We start from the raw sequence: 18,047 nt of genomic DNA on the forward strand, positions 1-18,047 counted from the left end.
AGAGCAGCCGCGCGTCGGCCGCGGCCCGTCGCGGACGACGGCGTGCGGGCGGTACCGGTCGCCCTCAGCCGAGCGGGCGCAGCGTGGCGAGCACCTGGTCGACGCTGCGGCGCATCGCGTCGCGACCCGGCGCGAGGTACTTGCGGGGATCGGTGAGCCGCGGATCGGTGAGGGCGTCGCGGACGGCGCCGGTGAGCGCGACGTTGAGCAGCGTCCCGACGTTGACCTTGCCGATGCCGGCGGCCACGGCACGGCGCAGCTCGTCGTCGGGCACGCCGGAGGAGCCGTGCAGCACGAGGGGCACCGGCAGCCGGTCGCGCAGGGCCGCGACGAGGTCGATGTCGAGGCGCGCGGTCCGGTCGGTCATGGCGTGCGAGCTGCCGACCGCGACGGCGAGCGCGTCGACCCCGGTCTCGGCGACGAAGCGCTCGGCCTCGGCGGGGTCGGTGCGGACCCCCTCGGCGTGGGCGCTGCGCACGGCGTCGGGCTTGCCGCCGACGTAGCCGAGCTCGGCCTCGACCCAGAGTCCGGCGGCGTGGGCGCGCCGCGCGACGTCGGCCGTGCGCGACACGTTCTCGCCGTAGGGCAGGTGCCCGGCGTCGTACATGACCGACGTGAACATCGTGACGAACGGCGGTTCGAGCGCCGCGGCCACGAGCTCGTCGTCGGTGACGTGGTCGAGGTGCAGTGCGACCGGCGTGGTCGCGGCGGTCGCGATGGCGTGCGTCGCCGCGGCGATGGGGCCGAGGCGACCGCCGTGGTAGCGCACCGCGTTCTCGCTCAGCTGCATGACGACCGCGGTCCCGCTGGTCTCGGCCGCCGCGGCGATGGCCTCGGCGTGCTCCAGGGTGATGACGTTGACGGCAGCGACGGCCGTGCCGGCCGCGACCGCGGCGGCGACGAGGTCACCCGTCGGCGCGAGCGTCATCGCACGTCCGCCAGCTCGTGCACGGTGACGCCGGCGAGCTGATCGGCGTGGTGTGCGGCGTCGACGTCGCCGGCGACCGGCGACAGCACGGCGGCGGCACCGAGCGCGACCGCGTCGCGCAGCAGCTCGACCGGTGGGGACGCGGCGTGCGGATCGTGGCGGAGCGCCCGGGCGATGCCCGCCACGGCCGCGTCGCCGGCGCCCGTCGGGTTGCCGGCGAGTGGCGCGGCGGGCCGGCCGTGCCAGGCTCGCTCGCCGGCGGGGCCGGCCGTGCAGGCGACGGCACCGTCCGCGCCGAGGGACGCGACGACGGTCGCACCGGAGGACGCCGCGAGCCGACCGGCGGCGGCCACCGGCGCGCTGCCGTCGGCGACGCCGGCGATCTCGGCCAGCTCGTCGGCGTTGGGCTTGACGACGGTGGGCCCGGCGGCGAGCGCGGCGAGCAGCGCCGGACCGCTGGTGTCCACGACGACGGGCCGACCCGCCGCCCGGGCGATCTCGACGACGGTGGCGAACGCGTCGTCCGGTGCGCCCTCGGGCAGCCGGCCGCTCGCGACGACGACGTCCGCGTGCGCGACGAGCTCGGTCACCGCCTCCCGCAGCGCGTCCCAGCAGTCGACGGCGGCCGGCTCGCTCAGCACCGTCGTCGTGCCGTCGTCGGCGACGACGGTCACCGTGCTGCGCGTGGGGCACGAACTGGGGACGAGCGTCGTGGGGACGCCCAGCGCGGCCAGCCCGGCGGCGAACTCGGCGCCGGTCGTGCCGCCCACGGGTGCGAGCACGTGGACGGGCTCGCCGATCGCGTGGAGCACCCGCGCGACGTTGACCGCCTTGCCGCCGGGCCGGCGGGTGACCCGCGTGACCCGCACGGTCGCGCCGACCGACAATCGGGCGACGTCGTAGGTGACGTCCACGGCGGGGCTGGGACACACGCAGAGGATCACCGGGGACGGCTGCCGGGGAGGTCGCGCTCGTTCACGCTCCCATCCTGGCCGAGATCGCGCGGTACTGTCCACGAACACGCAGCAGCTGCACGGAACTGCTCGTTTTCTCGGGTGCGGTCGTTACCCGGCGCGATCGAGGACGCGGGTCGGCGCCGGCTCGTCGGGGTCGGCGGCGGCGAGCCACTCGACCAACCCGCACACCGTGTCCCGGCAGGTGCCGCACCCGGTCGTGGCCCGGGTGCGGGCCGCGACGTCGGCGGCGGTGCGGGCGCCGTCCTGCCAGGCCGAGACGATCGCACCCTTGGTGACGCCGTTGCACTGGCAGACGGTCGCGGTGGCCGGCAGCGCCGTAGGGCTCTCGACGGCCTCGGTCGCCCCCGCGCGGCGTGGCAGCAGCAGCGCGCTGCGATCCGGCGGCAGCAGGGCGCCGCGGTCGTAGAGCTGCGTGACCGTACCCACCGTGCGGGTGTCGCCGAGCAGGATGGCGCCGGTCAACCGGCCGTCGCGCACCACCAGCTTCTGATAGACGCCCCGGGCGGTGTCGCTGAAGCGGACGACCTCGAGATCGGCGTCGTCGTCGGCGTCGCCGGCCGCGTGCGCCTCACCGACCGTGGCGAGCTCGAGACCGGCGGCCTTGAGCCGGGTGACGACGGCCGAGCCGCGGTAGCGCGTCCCGCAGGCCGGGTCGGCCAGGAGGTCCGCAACGACGCGGGCGTGCTCCCAGCACGGCGCCACCAGCCCGTAGGTCGTGCCCTCGTGCTCGGCGCACTCGCCGATCGCCCGGACGTGCGGGTCGCCGACGCTGCGCAGCTCGTCGTCGACCAGGACGCCGCGACGGGTCGGCAGCCCTGCCGCGGTGGCGAGCTCGACACGGGGTCGCACGCCGCAGCACAGCACGAGCAGGTCGCACGGCAGCCGCCGGCCGTCGCCGAGCACGACCCCGTCCAGCCGGTCCTCGCCGGTGACCCCGGCGACGCCGCTGCCGGTGGAGACGGTCAGCCCGAGCGCGGCGAGGGAGCGCGCCAGCGTCCGGGCGGCCTCGGCGTCGAGCTGGCGTTCCATCAGCCGTCGACCCCGCTGGACGAGGGTGACGTCGAGACCGCGGCCGGCGAGCCCCCGAGCCGCCTCGAGGCCGAGCACCCCGGCGCCGAGCACGACCGCCCGACCGGCCGTACGGGCCAGCTCGTCGATGCGCACGCAGTCGGCGAGCGTACGGAACGTCGCCACACCCGGGAGCAGCCCGTCGCCGGTGAGCAGGCCGGCCACGGGGGGCAGGACGGCATCGCTGCCGGTGGCGAGCACGAGGTCGTCGTAGGGCAGCGCGGCAGCTGTGCCGTCCCTGCCGCCCGTGCCGACGTGCACGCGGCGCGCCGCGCGGTCGATCCCGGTCACGGCCCGGCCGGCGACCAGGGTCACGTCGTGGGCTGCGTACCACTCCGGCGGGGCGAGGTCGATCGCGTCCGACCGGGTGGTCCCGGCGAGGACGTTCGACAGCTGCATCCGGTTGTAGGCCCCGCCGGGCTCGTCGCCGACGACGGTGATGTCCCGGTCCCGCGCCGGGTCGCGGGCGAGGAGCTCCTGCACGAGGCGCGCCCCCGCCATGCCGTTGCCCACGACGACCAGCGAGCTCACGGGCAGCGCTCCAGTCGCACGGCGCACACCTTGAACTCGGGCATCCGCGAGATCGGGTCGAGGGCGGCGTTGGTGACCGCGTTGACCGAGTTCGCGCCGCCCCAGTGGAAGGGCATGAAGACGGTGTCGGTGCGGATGGTGTCGGTGATGCGCACGGGTCCCTCGGCCGCGCCGCGCCGGCTCACGACCCGCACCCGATTGCCCTCGCCGAGGTCGTGCTGCTCGGCGAGGTCGGGGTGGATCTCGACGGCGGCCTCGGGATGCGCGTCGCGCAACGCCGCGATCCGGCGGGTCTGCGCGCCGCTCTGGTAGTGCCGCAGCACCCGCCCGGTCGTCAGGTAGACGGGGTAGTCGGCGTCGACGTCCTCGGCCGCCGGCCGATGCTCGACGGGCACGAAACGCGCCCGGCCGTCCGGGGTGGCGAAGCGGTCGAGGAACATGCGCGGCGTGCCCGGGTGCCCGTCGTCCGGGCAGGGCCAGAAAACGCCGTCCTCGGCGGCGATGCGCTCGTAGCTGATGCCGGCGTAGTCGGCCGGGCCGCCGGCGGATGCCCGCCGCAGCTCGTCGAACACCACACGCGGAAGTGTCGGCCACTCGCCCGGCGCGCCCAGCCGCGTGGCCAGACCCGCGACGACGTCGAGATCCGTCCGCACGCCGGGTGGAGGACGCAGCGCCTGCCTGCGCAGCAGCACGCGGCCCTCCAGATTGGTCATCGTCCCGTCCTCCTCGGCCCACTGCGCCACGGGGAGGACCACGTCGGCGAGCGCGGCGGTCTCGGACAGCACGACGTCGCTGACCGCCAGGAAGTCCAGTCGACCCAGCCGGTCGCGGATCCGTCCGGACGACGGCACCGAGACCACGACGTTCGAGCCGGCGACGAGCAGCGCGCGGACGCCGTCGGCGTCACCGAGGCCCGCCAGCAGCTCGTAGGCCGAGCGGCCCGGGCCGGGCAGATCGTCGGCGGCGACGCCCCACACGCCCGCGACGTGCTCGCGCGCCGCGGGGTCGTCGAGGCGGCGGTAGCCGGGCAGCTGGTCGGCCTTCTGACCGTGCTCGCGTCCGCCCTGCCCGTTGCCCTGCCCGGTCAGGCAGCCGTATCCGCGGCCGGGCCGACCCGGCAGACCGAGCGCGAGGGCGAGGTCGATCAGCGCGCTGACGGTGTCGACACCCTTGCTGTGCTGCTCGGCGCCCCGCGCGGTGAGCACCATCGCGCGCTCGGCCCGCACGAGCAGGTCGACGGCGGCCTGCTGGTCGGCCACCGACACCCCGGTGATGCGCTCGACGCGCTCCGGCCAGTACGAGGCCACCACCCGGGCGACCTCGTCGAACCCCGTCGTGCGCGCCCGGACGTAGTCGACGTCGACGTGGCCGCCGGCGATCACCCGGTGCAGCAGGCCGTTGGCGAGGGCCAGATCGGTACCCGGCGTCAGCTGCAGGTGCAGCGTCGCGCGTTGCGCCGTGGGCGTCAGCCGGGGGTCGACGACGACGAGCGCACCGCCTCGGGCGCGCTGGTCGGCGAGCCAGCGGGTGAACGGCGGCATGGTCTCGGCCGGATTGCTGCCGACGAGCAGGATGCAGTCGGCGTCGGCCAGGTCGGGGAGCGGGAACGGCAGCCCGCGGTCGACGCCGAACGCCCGGTTGCCCGCCGCGGCGGCCGAGGACATGCAGAAGCGGCCGTTGTAGTCGATGGCCGAGGTTCGTAGCGCGACGCGGGCGAACTTGCCCAGCAGGTAGGCCTTCTCGTTGGTCAACCCGCCACCGCCGAACACCCCGACCGCGTCGCGGCCGTGCGCCCGCTGCGTCCGCCGGATCGCGGCGGCGGTCCGGTCCAGCGCGTCCTCCCACGTCGTGGGGCGCAGCGGTTCCGCGCGCGAGTCGCGGGCCAGGGGAGTGGTCAGGCGCCCGTCACCGCCGAGCAGCGCGGCGGACGTCCAGCCCTTCTGGCACATCCCGCCGCGGTTGGTGGGGAAGTCGCGCTCGCCGACGGTCGGGCCGTCCGTGTCGTTCGTGCCGGGAGTCACCGTCATGCCGCACTGCAGCGCGCAGTACGGGCAGTGCGTCTGCGTCACGGCGCCAGCGTCGCGAGCCGCCGTGTTGCCGGTGGGTCGGTCGCGTTACGTCGGTGGGTCGCCGGCCGCACCGCACCGGGCCGTCGTCCGTGAACGCGCCGACACATCGGTGTCATCGCGGCGTGACGTGCGCCGAACCGTCGCTGCCTAGCGTCCGGGGACATGGCACGACGACTCGTGGTGGTGGGCAACGGGATGGTCGGGCAGCGGCTCGTCGAGGCGCTGCGCGACCGGGACGGCGACGCCGAGTGGCAGGTGACCGTCGTGGGCGAGGAACCTCGCCGCGCCTACGACCGGGTCGCGCTGTCGTCCTACTTCGACGGTGTGGACGCGGCCGCGCTCGACGTCGTCGCGGCCGACTGTTACGACCATCCCGCGCGCAGCCTCCACCTGGCCGAGGCCGTCGTCGCGATCGACCGCGACGCCCGGGCCGTCACGACCGACCGGGGTCGCACGCTGCACTACGACGCCCTCGTGCTCGCCACCGGCTCGTACCCGTTCGTGCCGCCGGTGCCGGGCCACGACCTCGCCAACTGCTTCGTCTACCGGACGCTGGACGACCTCGACGCCATCCGGGCGGCGACCGACGCGGCCCGGGCCCGCGGCGGGGTCCGTCCCGCGGCCATGGTCGTGGGTGGCGGCCTGCTCGGACTCGAGGCGGCGCGGGCGCTGCGGTTGCTCGGCATGTCGCCGCACGTCGTCGAGCTCGCGCCGCGGCTCATGCCCATCCAGGTCGACGAGGGCGGCGGCGCGCTGCTCAAGCAGCTGATCGAGGAGCTCGACGTCACCGTGCACGTCGGGACCTCGGTCGCGCGGATCGCGACGGACCGCGGCCGGCTGCTCGCCTCGCTGACCAACGGTCACGAGCTCGATCTCGATCTCGTCGTGTTCTCCGCCGGGGTGCGGCCGCGCGACGAGCTGGCTCGCGCCGCAGGGCTCGAACTGGGTCCGCGTGGCGGTGTGGCGGTCGACGCCGGCTGCCGTACGGCCGACGACGCGATCTACGCGATCGGCGAGTGCGCGAGCGTCGAGGGCGTCGCGTACGGGCTCGTCGCTCCGGGGTTCGCCGCCGCGGAGGTCGTGGCGGACCGACTCCTGGGCGGGACGGCCGAGTTCCCGGGTGCCGACACCTCGACGAAGCTCAAGCTGCTCGGGGTCGACGTGGCGAGCTTCGGCGACGCGCACGCGGTCACCGAGGGAGCGCTCGAGATCACCGTGACCAACCCCGTCGACCGCAGCTACACCAAGCTGGTGGTGTCCGACGACGCGACGACGCTGCTCGGCGGCATCCTCGTCGGGGACGCGACGCGGTACGCCGTGCTGCGGCCGATGGTCGGCGCGACGATCCCGGGCGACCCACTGGCCCTGATCACACCCGAGGGTGGCGTGGAGATCGGCGCCGGCGCGATGCCCGACACCGCGCAGGTGTGCTCCTGCCACGCGGTCACGAAGGGCGCGATCTGCGAGGCGATCCGCGTCGAGGGGCTGGCCGACGTCCCCGCGGTCAAGGCGTGCACCAAGGCGGGGACCGGATGCGGATCGTGCGTGCCGCTGTTGAAGGACCTGCTGGCCGAGAGCGGCGTGGAGGTCAGCTCCGCTCTGTGCGAGCACTTTGCGCAGAGTCGCGCAGAATTGTTCGAGATCGTCGCGGCGACCGGCATCACCGGCTTCAGCGAGTTGATCGAACGGTACGGCTCGGGGCGGGGCTGCGACGTCTGCAAGCCGACGGTCGCGTCCATCCTGGCCAGCCAGGCGAAGGTGGCTCACGTGCTGGACGGCGAGTCCGCCGCCCTCCAGGACACCAACGACCACTTCCTCGCCAACATGCAGAAGAACGGGACCTACTCGGTCGTCCCCCGCATCGCCGGTGGCGAGATCACCCCCGAGAAGCTCATCGTCATCGGTGAGGTCGCGCGCGACTTCGACCTGTACACGAAGATCACCGGGGGTCAGCGGATCGACCTGTTCGGGGCGCGCGTCGAACAGCTGCCGGCGATCTGGAAGCGGCTGGTGGACGCGGGTTTCGAGTCCGGGCACGCCTACGGCAAGGCGCTGCGCACCGTGAAGTCCTGCGTCGGGTCGTCCTGGTGCCGTTTCGGCGTCCAGGACTCCGTCGCCCTCGCCATCGAGCTGGAGCTGCGCTACCGCGGGCTGCGGGCACCGCACAAGATCAAGTCCGGCGTGTCGGGCTGTGCCCGCGAGTGCGCCGAGGCGCAGAGCAAGGACTTCGGCGTCATCGCCACCGAGAACGGCTGGAACCTCTACGTCGGCGGCAACGGCGGGTTCACGCCGAGGCACGCGCAGCTGCTCGTCCACGACGTCGACACCGCGACGCTGCTGCGCACGATCGACCGGTTCCTGATGTTCTACGTCCGCACCGCCGACCGGCTGCAGCGCACCGCGCCGTGGATCGAGGCGATGGCCGGCGGCCTCGACCACCTGCGCTCGGTGATCGTGGACGACGCGCTGGGCATCTGCGACGACCTGGACGCGGCGATGGCGAAGCACATCGAGAACTACTCCGACGAGTGGGCCGACGTGCTGGCCGACCCGGAGCGGCTCGAGCGGTTCGTGTCGTTCGTGAACGCGCCGGACACGCCGGACCCCAGCATCGCGTTCACCCCGGAGCGGGACATGAAGCGGCCGCTGCTGCAGGTGACGCCGCGGTGACGCCGCGGGGCGCCCCGGAGTGGGTGCCGGTCTGCTCCTACGACCGGTTGCAGCCCGAACGGGGTGTCGCGGCTCTCGTGGGCGACCGGCAGGTCGCGCTGTTCCGTACCTTTGACGGGATGCTGTACGCCGTGGACAACCAGGACCCCTACACCGGGCAGTTCGTGCTGTCGCGCGGCATCGTGGGCACCGCCGGGGACGCACCGACCGTCGCGTCCCCCCTGTTCAAGCAGGCGTTCGACCTGCGCACCGGCGCGTGCGTCGGCGACCCGGACGTCTCGGTCGCGGCGCACGAGGTCCGGCGCAGCGGCGACACGGTGGAGGTGCGACTCAGCTCGTGACCACGCCCGTCCTCGCCGGCTGGACGGTCGGCATCACCGCGGCGCGCCGTCGCGAGGAGCTCGGCGGCGCGCTGGAGCGTCGTGGTGCCCGGGTCGTGTACGGCCCGGCCATCCGCATCGTGCCGCTCGCCGACGACACCCGGCTGCTGGCGGCGACGGAGCGCTGCCTCGCCGCACCGCTCGACCTCACCGTCGCGACCACCGGCATCGGGTTCCGCGGGTGGCTGGACGCCGCCGAGACGTGGGGACTGGCCGAGCCGCTCACCGCCGCCCTGGCGCGCTCGACGATCCTCGCGCGCGGCCCCAAGGTGCGGGGCGCGGTGCGGGCGGGTGGGCTGCGCGAGGCCTGGTCGCCCGAGTCCGAGTCCAGCGCCGAGGTCCTCGCGCACCTGCTCGCGAACCACGAGCTCGCCGGCCGGCGCGTCGCGGTCCAGCTGCACGGCGAGCCGTTGCGCGAGCTCGTCGACACGCTGCGCGACTCGGGCGCGGACGTCATCGAGGTGCCGGTCTACCGGTGGGAGCCGCCGGAGGACGAGCAGCCGCTGCTGCGTCTCGTCGAGTCGGTGGCCGCCGGAGCCGTCGACGCGCTGACCTTCACCAGCGCGCCCGCGGCGGTGAACTTCCTGCGCACCGCGGACGGGCTCGGGCGTGGTGAGGACGTGCGCGCGGCGCTGCGCGGCCCCGTGCTCTGCGCCGCGGTCGGCCCGGTGACCGGCGCCCCGCTGCAGGCCGCCGGGCTACCGGTCGTCCAACCCGAGCGGTTCCGACTCGGCGCGCTCGTGCGCGAGGTCGTGGAGCAGCTGCCACGGCGAGCCACCGTCCTCACCCTCGCGGGGCACCGCGTGGAGCTGCGCGGCCAGGCCGCGGTGGTGGACGACGACCTCGTCCCGCTCGCGGGCTCGGCCATGGCCATGCTGCGGGCGCTGGCCGCCGACCCCGGCCGCGTGCTCGGCCGCGGCGCCCTCGGCCAGGCCCTGCCGGGCGGCGCCGGTGACGGGCACGCCGTCGAGGTCGCGGTCGGCCGGCTGCGCACCGCGCTCGGCGACCCCGCGATCGTCCAGACCGTCGTCAAGCGGGGGTATCGCCTCAACCTGGATTGACTCGCAGGTACCGCGACGTCGAGGCCTGGTTCCTGAACGGGCCGAAGCCAGCGGGCCGCCCGCAACACGACGGCAACAAGGCGTGCGGCATGATCCCGGCCTGTGAGTGACATCAGCACCGACAAGGGCGCCGCGCGACCGGCACCGCGCAGCGGGCTCGACCGGTTCTTCGCCATCACGGAACGGGGCAGCACCGTCGCCCGCGAGGTGCGCGGTGGACTCGTCACGTTCGTCGCGATGGTCTACATCGTGGTGCTGAACCCGCTGATCATCGGCACCGCGCCGGACAAGAACCACAACTTCCTCGGTGCCGGCCACACCTTCGACCTCGGCGCGGTCGCGGCGGTGACGGCGCTCGTCGCCGCTTTCTTCACGCTGCTCATGGGCATCGTCGGGCGCTACCCGTTCGCGCTCGCCACCGGCCTCGGCCTGAACGCGTTCGTCGCGTTCCAGGTGGCGAACAAGATGTCCTGGCCCGAGGCGATGGGCATGGTCGTCATCGAGGGCCTCGTCATCACTGTCCTCGTCCTCACCGGTTTCCGGACCGCGGTCTTCCACGCCATCCCGCGCGAGCTCAAGAGCGCGATCGCCGTCGGCATCGGGCTGTTCATCGCCCTGATCGGCTTCGTCGACGCCGGGTTCGTGCGGGGCGGGAGCGGCACGCCGGTGCAGCTGGGCGGTGCGGAGGGGCTGCGGGGCTGGCCGACGCTGGTCTTCGTCGTCGGTCTGCTGCTCACGGCCGTCCTCATGATCCGCAAGGTGAACGGCGCGCTGCTCATCGGCATCGCCGTCGCCACCGTCCTGTCCGTCATCATCGAGGCCGTCGCCGACGTCGGTGCCTTCGACGTCAAGACCAACCCGGACGGCTGGAAGCTCAACGTGCCCAGCTTCGACGGCAAGAGCTTCGGCATGCCCGACCTGCACCTGCTGGGCAGCTTCTCCCTCGGCGGCGGCTTCAGCGCCGTCGGCATCATCTCCGGCATCGTCATCGTGTTCTCGCTCGTGCTGTCGGACTTCTTCGACGTCATGGGCACGACGATCGGGCTCGGCAGCGAGGCCAAGCTGCTCGACGAGCGGGGCAACCTGCCGCGGATCGGCCCGGTCCTGTTCGTCGACGGCGTCGCCGCGGTCGGCGGCGGCGCGGCGGGTGCGTCGTCGGCGACCACGTACGTGGAGTCGGCCGCCGGCATCGGGGACGGCGCCCGCACCGGGCTCGCCAGCGTCGTCACCGGCCTGCTGTTCGTGGTGACGATCTTCCTGTCGCCCATCGCGCAGATCGTGCCGTCCGAGGCCGCGACGCCCGCGCTCGTCGTCGTCGGCGTGCTGCTGATGGGGCAGGTGCGCGAGATCGACTTCCGCGACCTGTCCATCGCGGTGCCCGCGTTCCTGACGATCGTGCTGATGCCGTTCACCTACTCGATCACCAACGGCGTCGGCGCCGGGTTCGTCAGCTGGGTCGTCATCCGCGTCTGCACCGGTCGCGCCCGCACCGTCCACCCGCTGCTCTGGATAGTCTCGGTGCTGTTCGCCGTCTACTTCGCCATCGCGCCGTTGAAGACGCTCTTCGGCATCGACTGAGCGGTCACGACCGGGAGGGTGTTGACTCCTCGGCGTGGGTGACACGAAACAGGACGAGCAGTCGCTGCGTGATCTCTGGCGGAGCTTCTCCGATCCGCGCCAGGCCAGCTGCCTGGCCTGGCTGGCGTTCCTGGTCACGTGGCTCGTCACCCGCGCGATCACCATCCACGGCAAGGACAGCTCGCAGGGCGCGGCGATCACCATCGCCGGCCATCACGTCCACCACTACATCTTCGGCATGATCCTGCTGGGGCTGGTCGGCGCGGTCGGGCTGTTCTGGAAACCGAAGCGCGGCTGGGAGTGGCTCGGCGTCGGCTACGGCATCGGCCTCGCGCTGATCCTCGACGAGTACGCGCTGCTGCTCAATCTGAAGGACGTCTACTGGCAGCACCAGGGGCGGCTCAGCGTGTTCGTCGTGGTGACGTTCGTGGCCCTCGGTGGGATCTACCTGGCGGCCATGGCGCTGGTGCACGAGACGGTCCGGCGGGCCCGTCGCAAGCGGCACCGGGCGCGGCCGGCCGGCTGACCGCAGCGCGGCGCCACACCAGGCCGGCGGCGATCGTCGCCACCACTGCCACACCCAACCCGCGTTGCGCGGCGACGACGGCGGCGTGGTGCAGGCCGTCGTCGGCATTCGCAACCCCGAACGCCGTGCCGGTGACGGCCGCGGCGGCGATCGCGGCGCCCATCGCGCCGCGGGCGACACGTGGTGCCCGGATCGACGTCCACCGCGGGGAGCGGCGCGCGAGCGTCAAGGCCGCGTACCCCGCGATCGCCGTCAGCCCGAGTCCGGACGAGGCCGCCTGCGCCCAGTGGTAGCCGGCGTGACCGAGGTGATCGTCGGCCAGCCACGAGACGTGGGTCGTGCACCACCGGCCCGCGTGCGTGAACTCGTCCCATCCCACGTGTGTGAGCGTGCCGATCACGACCGACAGCGGGAGCAGCAGCCAGGTGCGCCGGCTGAGAGTCGGTTGGCCCCATGCGCGCGCGGTCAGTTGATCTCCACGCCCGCGCTCACGTGGGGCCAAACGCGCCCGCCACCGCGCGCACGTGGGGCCCAAGCGCGCCCGGTGTCGCAGGGTCAGGCGACGGTGCGGGCGGGGATGTCCTGGGGCACGTGGTGGTCGAGCCAGCGGACGAAGTCCGGTTCCGACATCGGGGCGCCGTGCAGGTAGCCCTGCGTGCGCTCGCAGCCGAGGGTCTGCAGCGCGTGCAGCGTGGGGAAGTCCTCGACGCCCTCGCCGACCACGTCGATGTCGAGGCGGTGGGCCAGCTCGATGGTGGCGGCGACGATATGCGCGGTCCGCGCGTCGTGGACGAGGTCGACGGTGAACGAACGGTCGAGCTTCAGCTCCGAGACCGGGAGGTCCTTCAGATAGGCCAACGAGCTGTACCCGGTGCCGTAGTCGTCGATGCTGACGCCGACGCCCAGCGCGACGAGTGCGTTCAGCGCGGCCGCGGCGGCGTCGGGACTGGAGATCGCATCGGTCTCGGTGACCTCGATGACCAGCAGCTCCGGGGCCAGCCCGGTCTCGCCGAGCACCTCGGCGACGAGCGGCACGAGCCCCGGGTTGGTGAGGCAGCTGGTCGAGATGTTGACCGAGACGTGCAGCCGGCGGCCGCTGCGGTTCCAGCGGATGGCGTCGTGCACGGCCTGGCGCATGACCGTCGTCGTCACCATCTCCATCAGGCCGTGCTCCTCGACCAGCGGGAGGAAAGCGGCGGGCGGCAGCACGCCGAGCGTCGGGTGGTCCCAGCGGACCAGCGCCTCGACACCGTCCGGCCGGCCGGTGTTGGTGCTGACCTGCGGTTGGTAGTAGGCGAGCAGCCGGCCGGCGTCGCCGTCGCCGATCGCGGCGTCGGTGCCGGCGCGACCGAGCGCGCGCAGCTGGTCCACGAGGCGGCCGCGCAACGCCTGGTCGGCATCGAGCTGCGGGTCGTAGACGGCCAGGCCGACGCCGGCGGACTTGGCGACGTACATCGCGGCATCGGCTCGACGCAGCAGCTCCGCGCCGTCCATCGGGTCGTCGTCGGCCATGGTCGCGGCCCCGACGCTCACGCTGACCTGGATGCGCCGGTCGCCGATCGTCACCGGCTCGCTGGCGGCCGCCACGATGCGCTCCGCGACCTCGAGGTGGTCACCCTGGTCCCGCCCGGGCAGCAGGGCGGCGAACTCGTCGCCGCCGAGGCGGGCCAGCTGCGCGTCGAGGCTCAACGCGGCGAGCAGGCGGGTGGCGAGCACGCACAGCAGCTCGTCGCCCACGGCGTGTCCGAGCCGGTCGTTGATCTCCTTGAAGCGGTTGACGTCGAGCAGCAGCAGGGTTCCGGTCGTGACCTCGGGGGACGCCAGCCGTTTCATCAGCGCGCGTCGGTTGGCGACGCCGGTGAGCTCGTCGGTCAGCGCCTCCTGCCGGGTCTCGGCCAGCAGCGCGAGGTCGCGGATGATGTGCATCATCCGCACGCTGACGCCGGCGATGGCGCCGAGGGCGAAGCCGACGGTGACGCCGCGGTGCGTGGGGTCGAGCTGCGTGACGGTGACGAGGACCAGCACGGCGGCGAAGAGCACCACGAGCGCGCCGATGGTGGTGGCCTGCGTGGTCGAGTGTCGGGGCGCGGCCGTCCGATCCGCGCGGCGCAGGCTCGCCCAGGCCACCAGCGGCACGCCCACGTCGGCGACGTGTTCGAGCAGCGTCGCGCTCGCCGGGACGAAGCTGGCGACGGCCGGTGCGCACGCCAGCGTCGTGATGCCCGCCGAGACGATCCAGAAGCGTCGCTCGCCGGCGAGACCGCCCAGGTTCGCGACGGACGGGATCGTGCCGATGAGCACGACGGCGGCGGCCGCCTGCAGCAGCACCGCCTCGGACGCCCACGTCGACTCCCCGTCCAGCAGCGACGGCGCGGCGTGCCAGACGAGGTTGCCGACCGCGGTCGCGGCCAGGGTGGCGCTGACGCCGTTGAGCCAGTCGCCGGGGTTGAAGATCCGGGTCGCGCCGCGGTCCCACCAGATGAGGGCCTGGTAGGCGGCTCCGCAGGCCGCGAGCTGCGTCGCCGCGTCGACGCAGTGGCGGGCGGTGGCGAAGGCGTCCGGCGCCAGGATCGTCCAGCCGAGGCGGGTGGCGGCGGCCACGGCGACGACCCCGACCATCACCGTCAACCAGCGCCAGACCGGCAGCTCGTGCCGGTGCGCGTTCCCGCGCCGACGGACCATCACCACGAAGAGGACGGCGAGGGCCAGGACGGCGGCACCGTCCGCGACGGTCTGCCAGGAGTCGCGGTCCGCCGGCCCGACGACCTGCAGCAGGACGCGCAGCGACAGGACGGCGCCCGCCGCGTACACCACCCCGCGGGCGGTGATGGTGGGGGCGGTGATGGCGGTCGCGGACGTCGAGCGCCGGCGGCCACGAAGCGCCCGCTCGGCGACGTCCATGTCCGGTACCTGATCCTGGGGGTCGCTGGCTGCTCAACGACTCACGGAGATTTTACACACGGATGTGGGTACAGCAAGTCGGATCGGCGCGAAGTTGGCGGTGCGGGACGGCGAACGCGACGAGACCCACGCGAGATGTCCGCTCCCGGCTCTGAAAAGCTGCAGCGATGAACCTCGTCGAGCGCGACATAGCGTCGGTGTGGCACCCGTTCACGCAGCACTCGCTCTGGCCCGCGGACGATCCGCTGGTCATCGACCGGGCCGAGGGCATGCGGCTCTACGACAGCGACGGCCGCGGGTACCTGGACGGCTGTTCCTCGCTCTGGGTCACCGTGCACGGGCACGCCGTGCCCGAGATCAACGAGGCGATCCGCGCGCAGGCGCAGCGCCTCGACCACTCCACGTTCCTGGGGCTCACGCACGAGCCGGGGATCCGGGTCGCCGAGGAACTGCTGAAGATCGCGCCCGCGGGCCTGTCCAAGGTGTTCTTCGCCGGCGACGGGTCGTCGGCCGCGGAGGCCGCGATCAAGATCGCGTACCAGGCGGCCTCGCAGCGCGGCGAGGACCGCCCGCTGTACCTCCACTGCGCCGAGGGCTACCACGGCGACACCCTCGGCGCGGTGTCGCTCGGCGGCGTCGAGCTGTTCCATGCGACCTATCGGCCCCTGCTGATCGAGACCCGCATGGTGTCGTCCCCGGGCGTGCTGCAGCCCGGCGAGACCCGGGCCGAGCGGGCCCGGGCCGTGCTCGCCGAGATGCGGGCGCTGATCGAGCGCGAGGGCGACCGCATCTGCGCGATCGTGGTCGAGCCGCTGGTCCAGGCGGCGGGCGGCATCCTCACCCACGACCCCGAGTTCCTGCGCGGCGTGCGAGAGCTGTGCGACACCTCCGGTGCCGCGATGCTGGTCGACGAGGTCGCCACCGGCATCGGCGCCACCGGGCGCTGGTTCGCGGTGGAGCACGCCGGTGTCTCGCCCGACCTGCTCGTCCTCGGCAAACGGGTCACCGGGGGAGTGCTGCCGCTGTCGGCCGTCCTCGCCCGCGACTCGGTGTACGAGCCGTTCCTCGGCGACGCCGCGAGCGCCCGCACGTTCTTCCACGGCCACACCTACACGGCCAACCCGCTGTGCTGTGCCGCGGCGCTCGCCAACCTGGAGCTCATGCACGAGCGGGGCACCGTCGCACGTGCGGCCGAGGTCGGCGACCGTATCGGGAGCGGTTTGCGCGAACTCGCGCAATTCGACGGCGTGGCCGAGATCCGGCGCGTCGGCACGATGACCGGGATCGAGGTCCGCTCCGTCGGGGAGCGCACGGGCTTCGAGGTGTGCCGGGCCGCCCGGCGCAAGGGGGCCATCGTCCGCCCGCTCGGCGACGTCGTCGTGCTCATGCCGCCGTTGGGCATCGGCAACGCCGACCTCGACGAGCTGCTCGGCATCGTGACCGAGTCGGTCCAGGAGGTCGTGCGGTGAGCGACGCGCTCGACCGCGTGCAGGCGGCGGTCGCGGCGCGGGAGGCCGCCGGGTTGCGTCGCGTGCTGCGGCCGCGCGCCGCGTCCGACGGCGTCCTCGACCTCGCGAGCAACGACTACCTGGGGCTGTGTCACGACCCGCGGGTGACGGCGGCCGCGGCCGACGCGGCGCGTCGGTGGGGCGGCGGGGCGACCGGCTCGCGGCTGGTCACGGGCACCACCGAGCTGCACTGCGATCTCGAGGACGAGCTGGCCGCGTTCTGCCGAGCACCGGCGGCACTCGTGTTCTCCTCGGGCTACCTCGCCAACGTCGGCGTGCTGACCGCGCTCGGCGGCCCGGACGTGGCGATCGTGTCCGACGCCGGTAACCATGCCTCGCTGATCGACGGGTGCCGGCTGTCCGGGTCGCCGACGACCGTCGTGGGTCACCGGGACGTCGCCGCCGTCGACGCGGCACTGGCCGCGCGCGACACCGCGTACGCGCTGGTCGTCACCGACGCGGTGTTCTCGGTGGACGGCGACCTCGCGCCGCTGGCCGAGCTGCACGCCGTCGCCCGCTCGCACGGGGCCCTGTTGGTCGTCGACGAGGCCCACGCGCTCGGCGTGATCGGACCGCACGGCCGCGGTGGCGTCGAGGCGGTGGGCCTCGCCGACGAGCCCGACGTCGTGCGCACGCTGGTGCTGTCGAAGTCGCTCGGCGCGCAGGGCGGTGCGGTGCTGGCGGTGCCCGAGGTGATCGACCTGCTGGTCAACACGGCGCGCCCGTTCATCTTCGACACCGGCCTGGCGCCCGCGGCGGCGGGCGCGGCCCGTGCCGCGCTGGGCGTCCTCGCCGCCGAGCCCGAGCGGGTGGCCGCGGTGCGGACGAACGCCGCCGCGCTGGCGGGCGTGCTGCGCGACCTGGCCGTCGAGACCATCGAGCCCGACGCCGCCGTCGTGCCCGGTTTCCTGGGCGATCCGCGCCGCGCCTTCGCCGCGGCCACCGGCTGCCTGGAGCGCGGCGTGCGGGTGGGCTGCTTCCGGCCGCCGTCGGTGCCGCCGGGCCGTTCGTGCCTGCGGCTCACCGCGCGCGCGGATCTGCGCTCGGCCGACCTCGACCGGGCGGCCGGCGTGCTCGCCGCGACGCTGGCCGACGTGGGGGTGACGGGATGAGCGTCCTGCTCGTCACGGGAACGGGGACCGACGTCGGGAAGACCGTCGCGACCGCGGCGATCGCCGGGCTTGCGGCGGCCGAGCGGGGGCGCCGCATCGCGGTGGTCAAGCCGGCGCAGACCGGGGTCGAGCCCGGCGCACCCGGCGACCTCGCCGAGGTCACCCGGCTCGCGGGCGTCACCGACGTCCACGAGTTCGCGCGCTACCCCGACCCCCTCTCGCCGCACCACGCCGCGATGGTCAGCGGGCTGCCGGCGCTCGACTTCGCCGCGACCGCGCAACGCATCGACGACCTGGACGCCGAGTACGACACCGTCCTGGTCGAGGGAGCCGGTGGCCTGCTCGTGCCCTTCGACTCCGACCGCGCCTGGACCATGATCGACCTCGCCCACCACCTGAACGCGCCGCTGGTGGTCGTCACCGCACCCGGTCTGGGCACGCTCAATCACACCGCACTGACGGTCGAGCGCATCGCCGAGGAGTCGCTGGAACTCGCCGGCATCGTCGTCGGCAGCTGGCCGGCCCAGCCCGATCTCGCCATGGAGCTCAACCTCTACGACCTGCGGGCGATGTCACCCAGGCGCGAGCTCGGCGGCGTGCTGCCGGCCGGACTGGGAGCGGTGCGGAACGGGCGGGAGTTCCGTACCCGGGCCCGTGCCGCGCTGGCGCCCCGCTTCGGCGGCACCCTCGACTGGCGTGCGTTCCGCGAGACCCTGCACGTGTGAGCCGCCGGGGCCG

The 18,047-nt window shown here is 73.9% G+C and carries 13 protein-coding genes and 1 pseudogene; 8 read left to right on the forward strand and 6 right to left on the reverse strand.

Going from position 1 to position 18,047, the window contains the following annotated elements:
* Positions 1-64: 64 nt before the first annotated feature.
* The 4 genes from BUE29_RS19225 to BUE29_RS19240 all read right to left on the reverse strand — a co-directional run bounded on the left by BUE29_RS19225 (position 65) and on the right by BUE29_RS19240 (position 5,573).
* Positions 65-928, reverse strand: coding sequence for a class II fructose-bisphosphate aldolase (locus BUE29_RS19225; protein WP_073392076.1), 864 nt, complete (start codon positions 926-928; stop codon positions 65-67).
* Positions 925-1,860 carry a 1-phosphofructokinase family hexose kinase gene (locus tag BUE29_RS19230; protein ID WP_234971525.1) on the reverse strand — a complete coding sequence of 312 codons (936 nt, stop codon included), beginning with the start codon at positions 1,858-1,860 and terminating at the stop codon, positions 925-927. Before BUE29_RS19230 ends, BUE29_RS19225 begins: the two co-directional genes overlap by 4 nt.
* Positions 1,861-1,992: 132 nt before the next feature.
* A complete protein-coding gene (locus BUE29_RS19235; protein WP_073392201.1) occupies positions 1,993-3,504 on the reverse strand; it encodes an FAD-dependent oxidoreductase in 1,512 nt (503 codons plus the stop codon).
* The gene (locus BUE29_RS19240; protein WP_073392078.1) at positions 3,501-5,573 is read right to left on the reverse strand and encodes a molybdopterin oxidoreductase family protein; all 2,073 of its coding nucleotides are present in this window, start codon (positions 5,571-5,573) and stop codon (positions 3,501-3,503) included. The genes BUE29_RS19235 and BUE29_RS19240 overlap by 4 nt, the downstream gene beginning before the upstream one ends.
* A 162-nt stretch (positions 5,574-5,735) precedes the next feature.
* On the opposite strand from BUE29_RS19240, the gene nirB reads away from it, so the two are divergent.
* From nirB to BUE29_RS23255, 5 genes are all read left to right on the forward strand, one after another.
* Complete coding sequence (gene nirB, locus BUE29_RS19245) at positions 5,736-8,243, forward strand: nitrite reductase large subunit NirB (RefSeq protein ID WP_073392079.1); 2,508 nt, start codon at positions 5,736-5,738, stop codon at positions 8,241-8,243.
* Positions 8,240-8,584, forward strand: coding sequence for a nitrite reductase small subunit NirD (gene nirD / locus BUE29_RS19250; RefSeq protein ID WP_073392080.1), 345 nt, complete (start codon positions 8,240-8,242; stop codon positions 8,582-8,584). The genes nirB and nirD overlap by 4 nt, the downstream gene beginning before the upstream one ends.
* A complete protein-coding gene (locus tag BUE29_RS19255; RefSeq protein WP_073392081.1) occupies positions 8,581-9,684 on the forward strand; it encodes a uroporphyrinogen-III synthase in 1,104 nt (367 codons plus the stop codon). Before nirD ends, BUE29_RS19255 begins: the two co-directional genes overlap by 4 nt.
* A 102-nt stretch (positions 9,685-9,786) precedes the next feature.
* Positions 9,787-11,262, forward strand: a complete 1,476-nt coding sequence (locus BUE29_RS19260) for an NCS2 family permease (protein ID WP_073392082.1) — start codon at positions 9,787-9,789, stop codon at positions 11,260-11,262.
* Positions 11,263-11,296: 34 nt separating this feature from the next.
* Positions 11,297-11,788 carry a hypothetical protein gene (locus BUE29_RS23255; protein WP_234971526.1) on the forward strand — a complete coding sequence of 164 codons (492 nt, stop codon included), beginning with the start codon at positions 11,297-11,299 and terminating at the stop codon, positions 11,786-11,788.
* Positions 11,789-11,888: 100 nt separating this feature from the next.
* Here BUE29_RS23255 and BUE29_RS23690 read toward each other — a convergent pair.
* Both BUE29_RS23690 and BUE29_RS19275 read right to left on the reverse strand, forming a co-directional pair.
* Positions 11,889-12,323: pseudogene (locus tag BUE29_RS23690) on the reverse strand (DUF4184 family protein); the annotation flags it as partial.
* A 20-nt stretch (positions 12,324-12,343) separates the two neighbouring features.
* The gene (locus BUE29_RS19275) at positions 12,344-14,689 is read right to left on the reverse strand and encodes a putative bifunctional diguanylate cyclase/phosphodiesterase (RefSeq protein ID WP_073392084.1); all 2,346 of its coding nucleotides are present in this window, start codon (positions 14,687-14,689) and stop codon (positions 12,344-12,346) included.
* Between the two features lie 167 nt (positions 14,690-14,856).
* Here BUE29_RS19275 and bioA point away from each other — a divergent pair, with 167 nt between their 5' ends.
* The 3 genes from bioA to bioD are packed head-to-tail and all read left to right on the forward strand — an operon-like array spanning position 14,857 to position 18,034.
* A complete protein-coding gene (bioA, locus tag BUE29_RS19280) occupies positions 14,857-16,158 on the forward strand; it encodes an adenosylmethionine--8-amino-7-oxononanoate transaminase (RefSeq protein ID WP_073392085.1) in 1,302 nt (433 codons plus the stop codon).
* Positions 16,155-17,309 carry an 8-amino-7-oxononanoate synthase gene (locus tag BUE29_RS19285; RefSeq protein WP_073392086.1) on the forward strand — a complete coding sequence of 385 codons (1,155 nt, stop codon included), beginning with the start codon at positions 16,155-16,157 and terminating at the stop codon, positions 17,307-17,309. The genes bioA and BUE29_RS19285 overlap by 4 nt, the downstream gene beginning before the upstream one ends.
* Positions 17,306-18,034 carry a dethiobiotin synthase gene (bioD, locus tag BUE29_RS19290; RefSeq protein WP_073392087.1) on the forward strand — a complete coding sequence of 243 codons (729 nt, stop codon included), beginning with the start codon at positions 17,306-17,308 and terminating at the stop codon, positions 18,032-18,034. Before BUE29_RS19285 ends, bioD begins: the two co-directional genes overlap by 4 nt.
* The last annotated feature ends 13 nt before the right edge of the window (positions 18,035-18,047 follow it).

This window comes from Jatrophihabitans endophyticus, assembly GCF_900129455.1.
GTDB classification, from domain to species: Bacteria; Actinomycetota; Actinomycetes; order Mycobacteriales; family Jatrophihabitantaceae; genus Jatrophihabitans; species Jatrophihabitans endophyticus.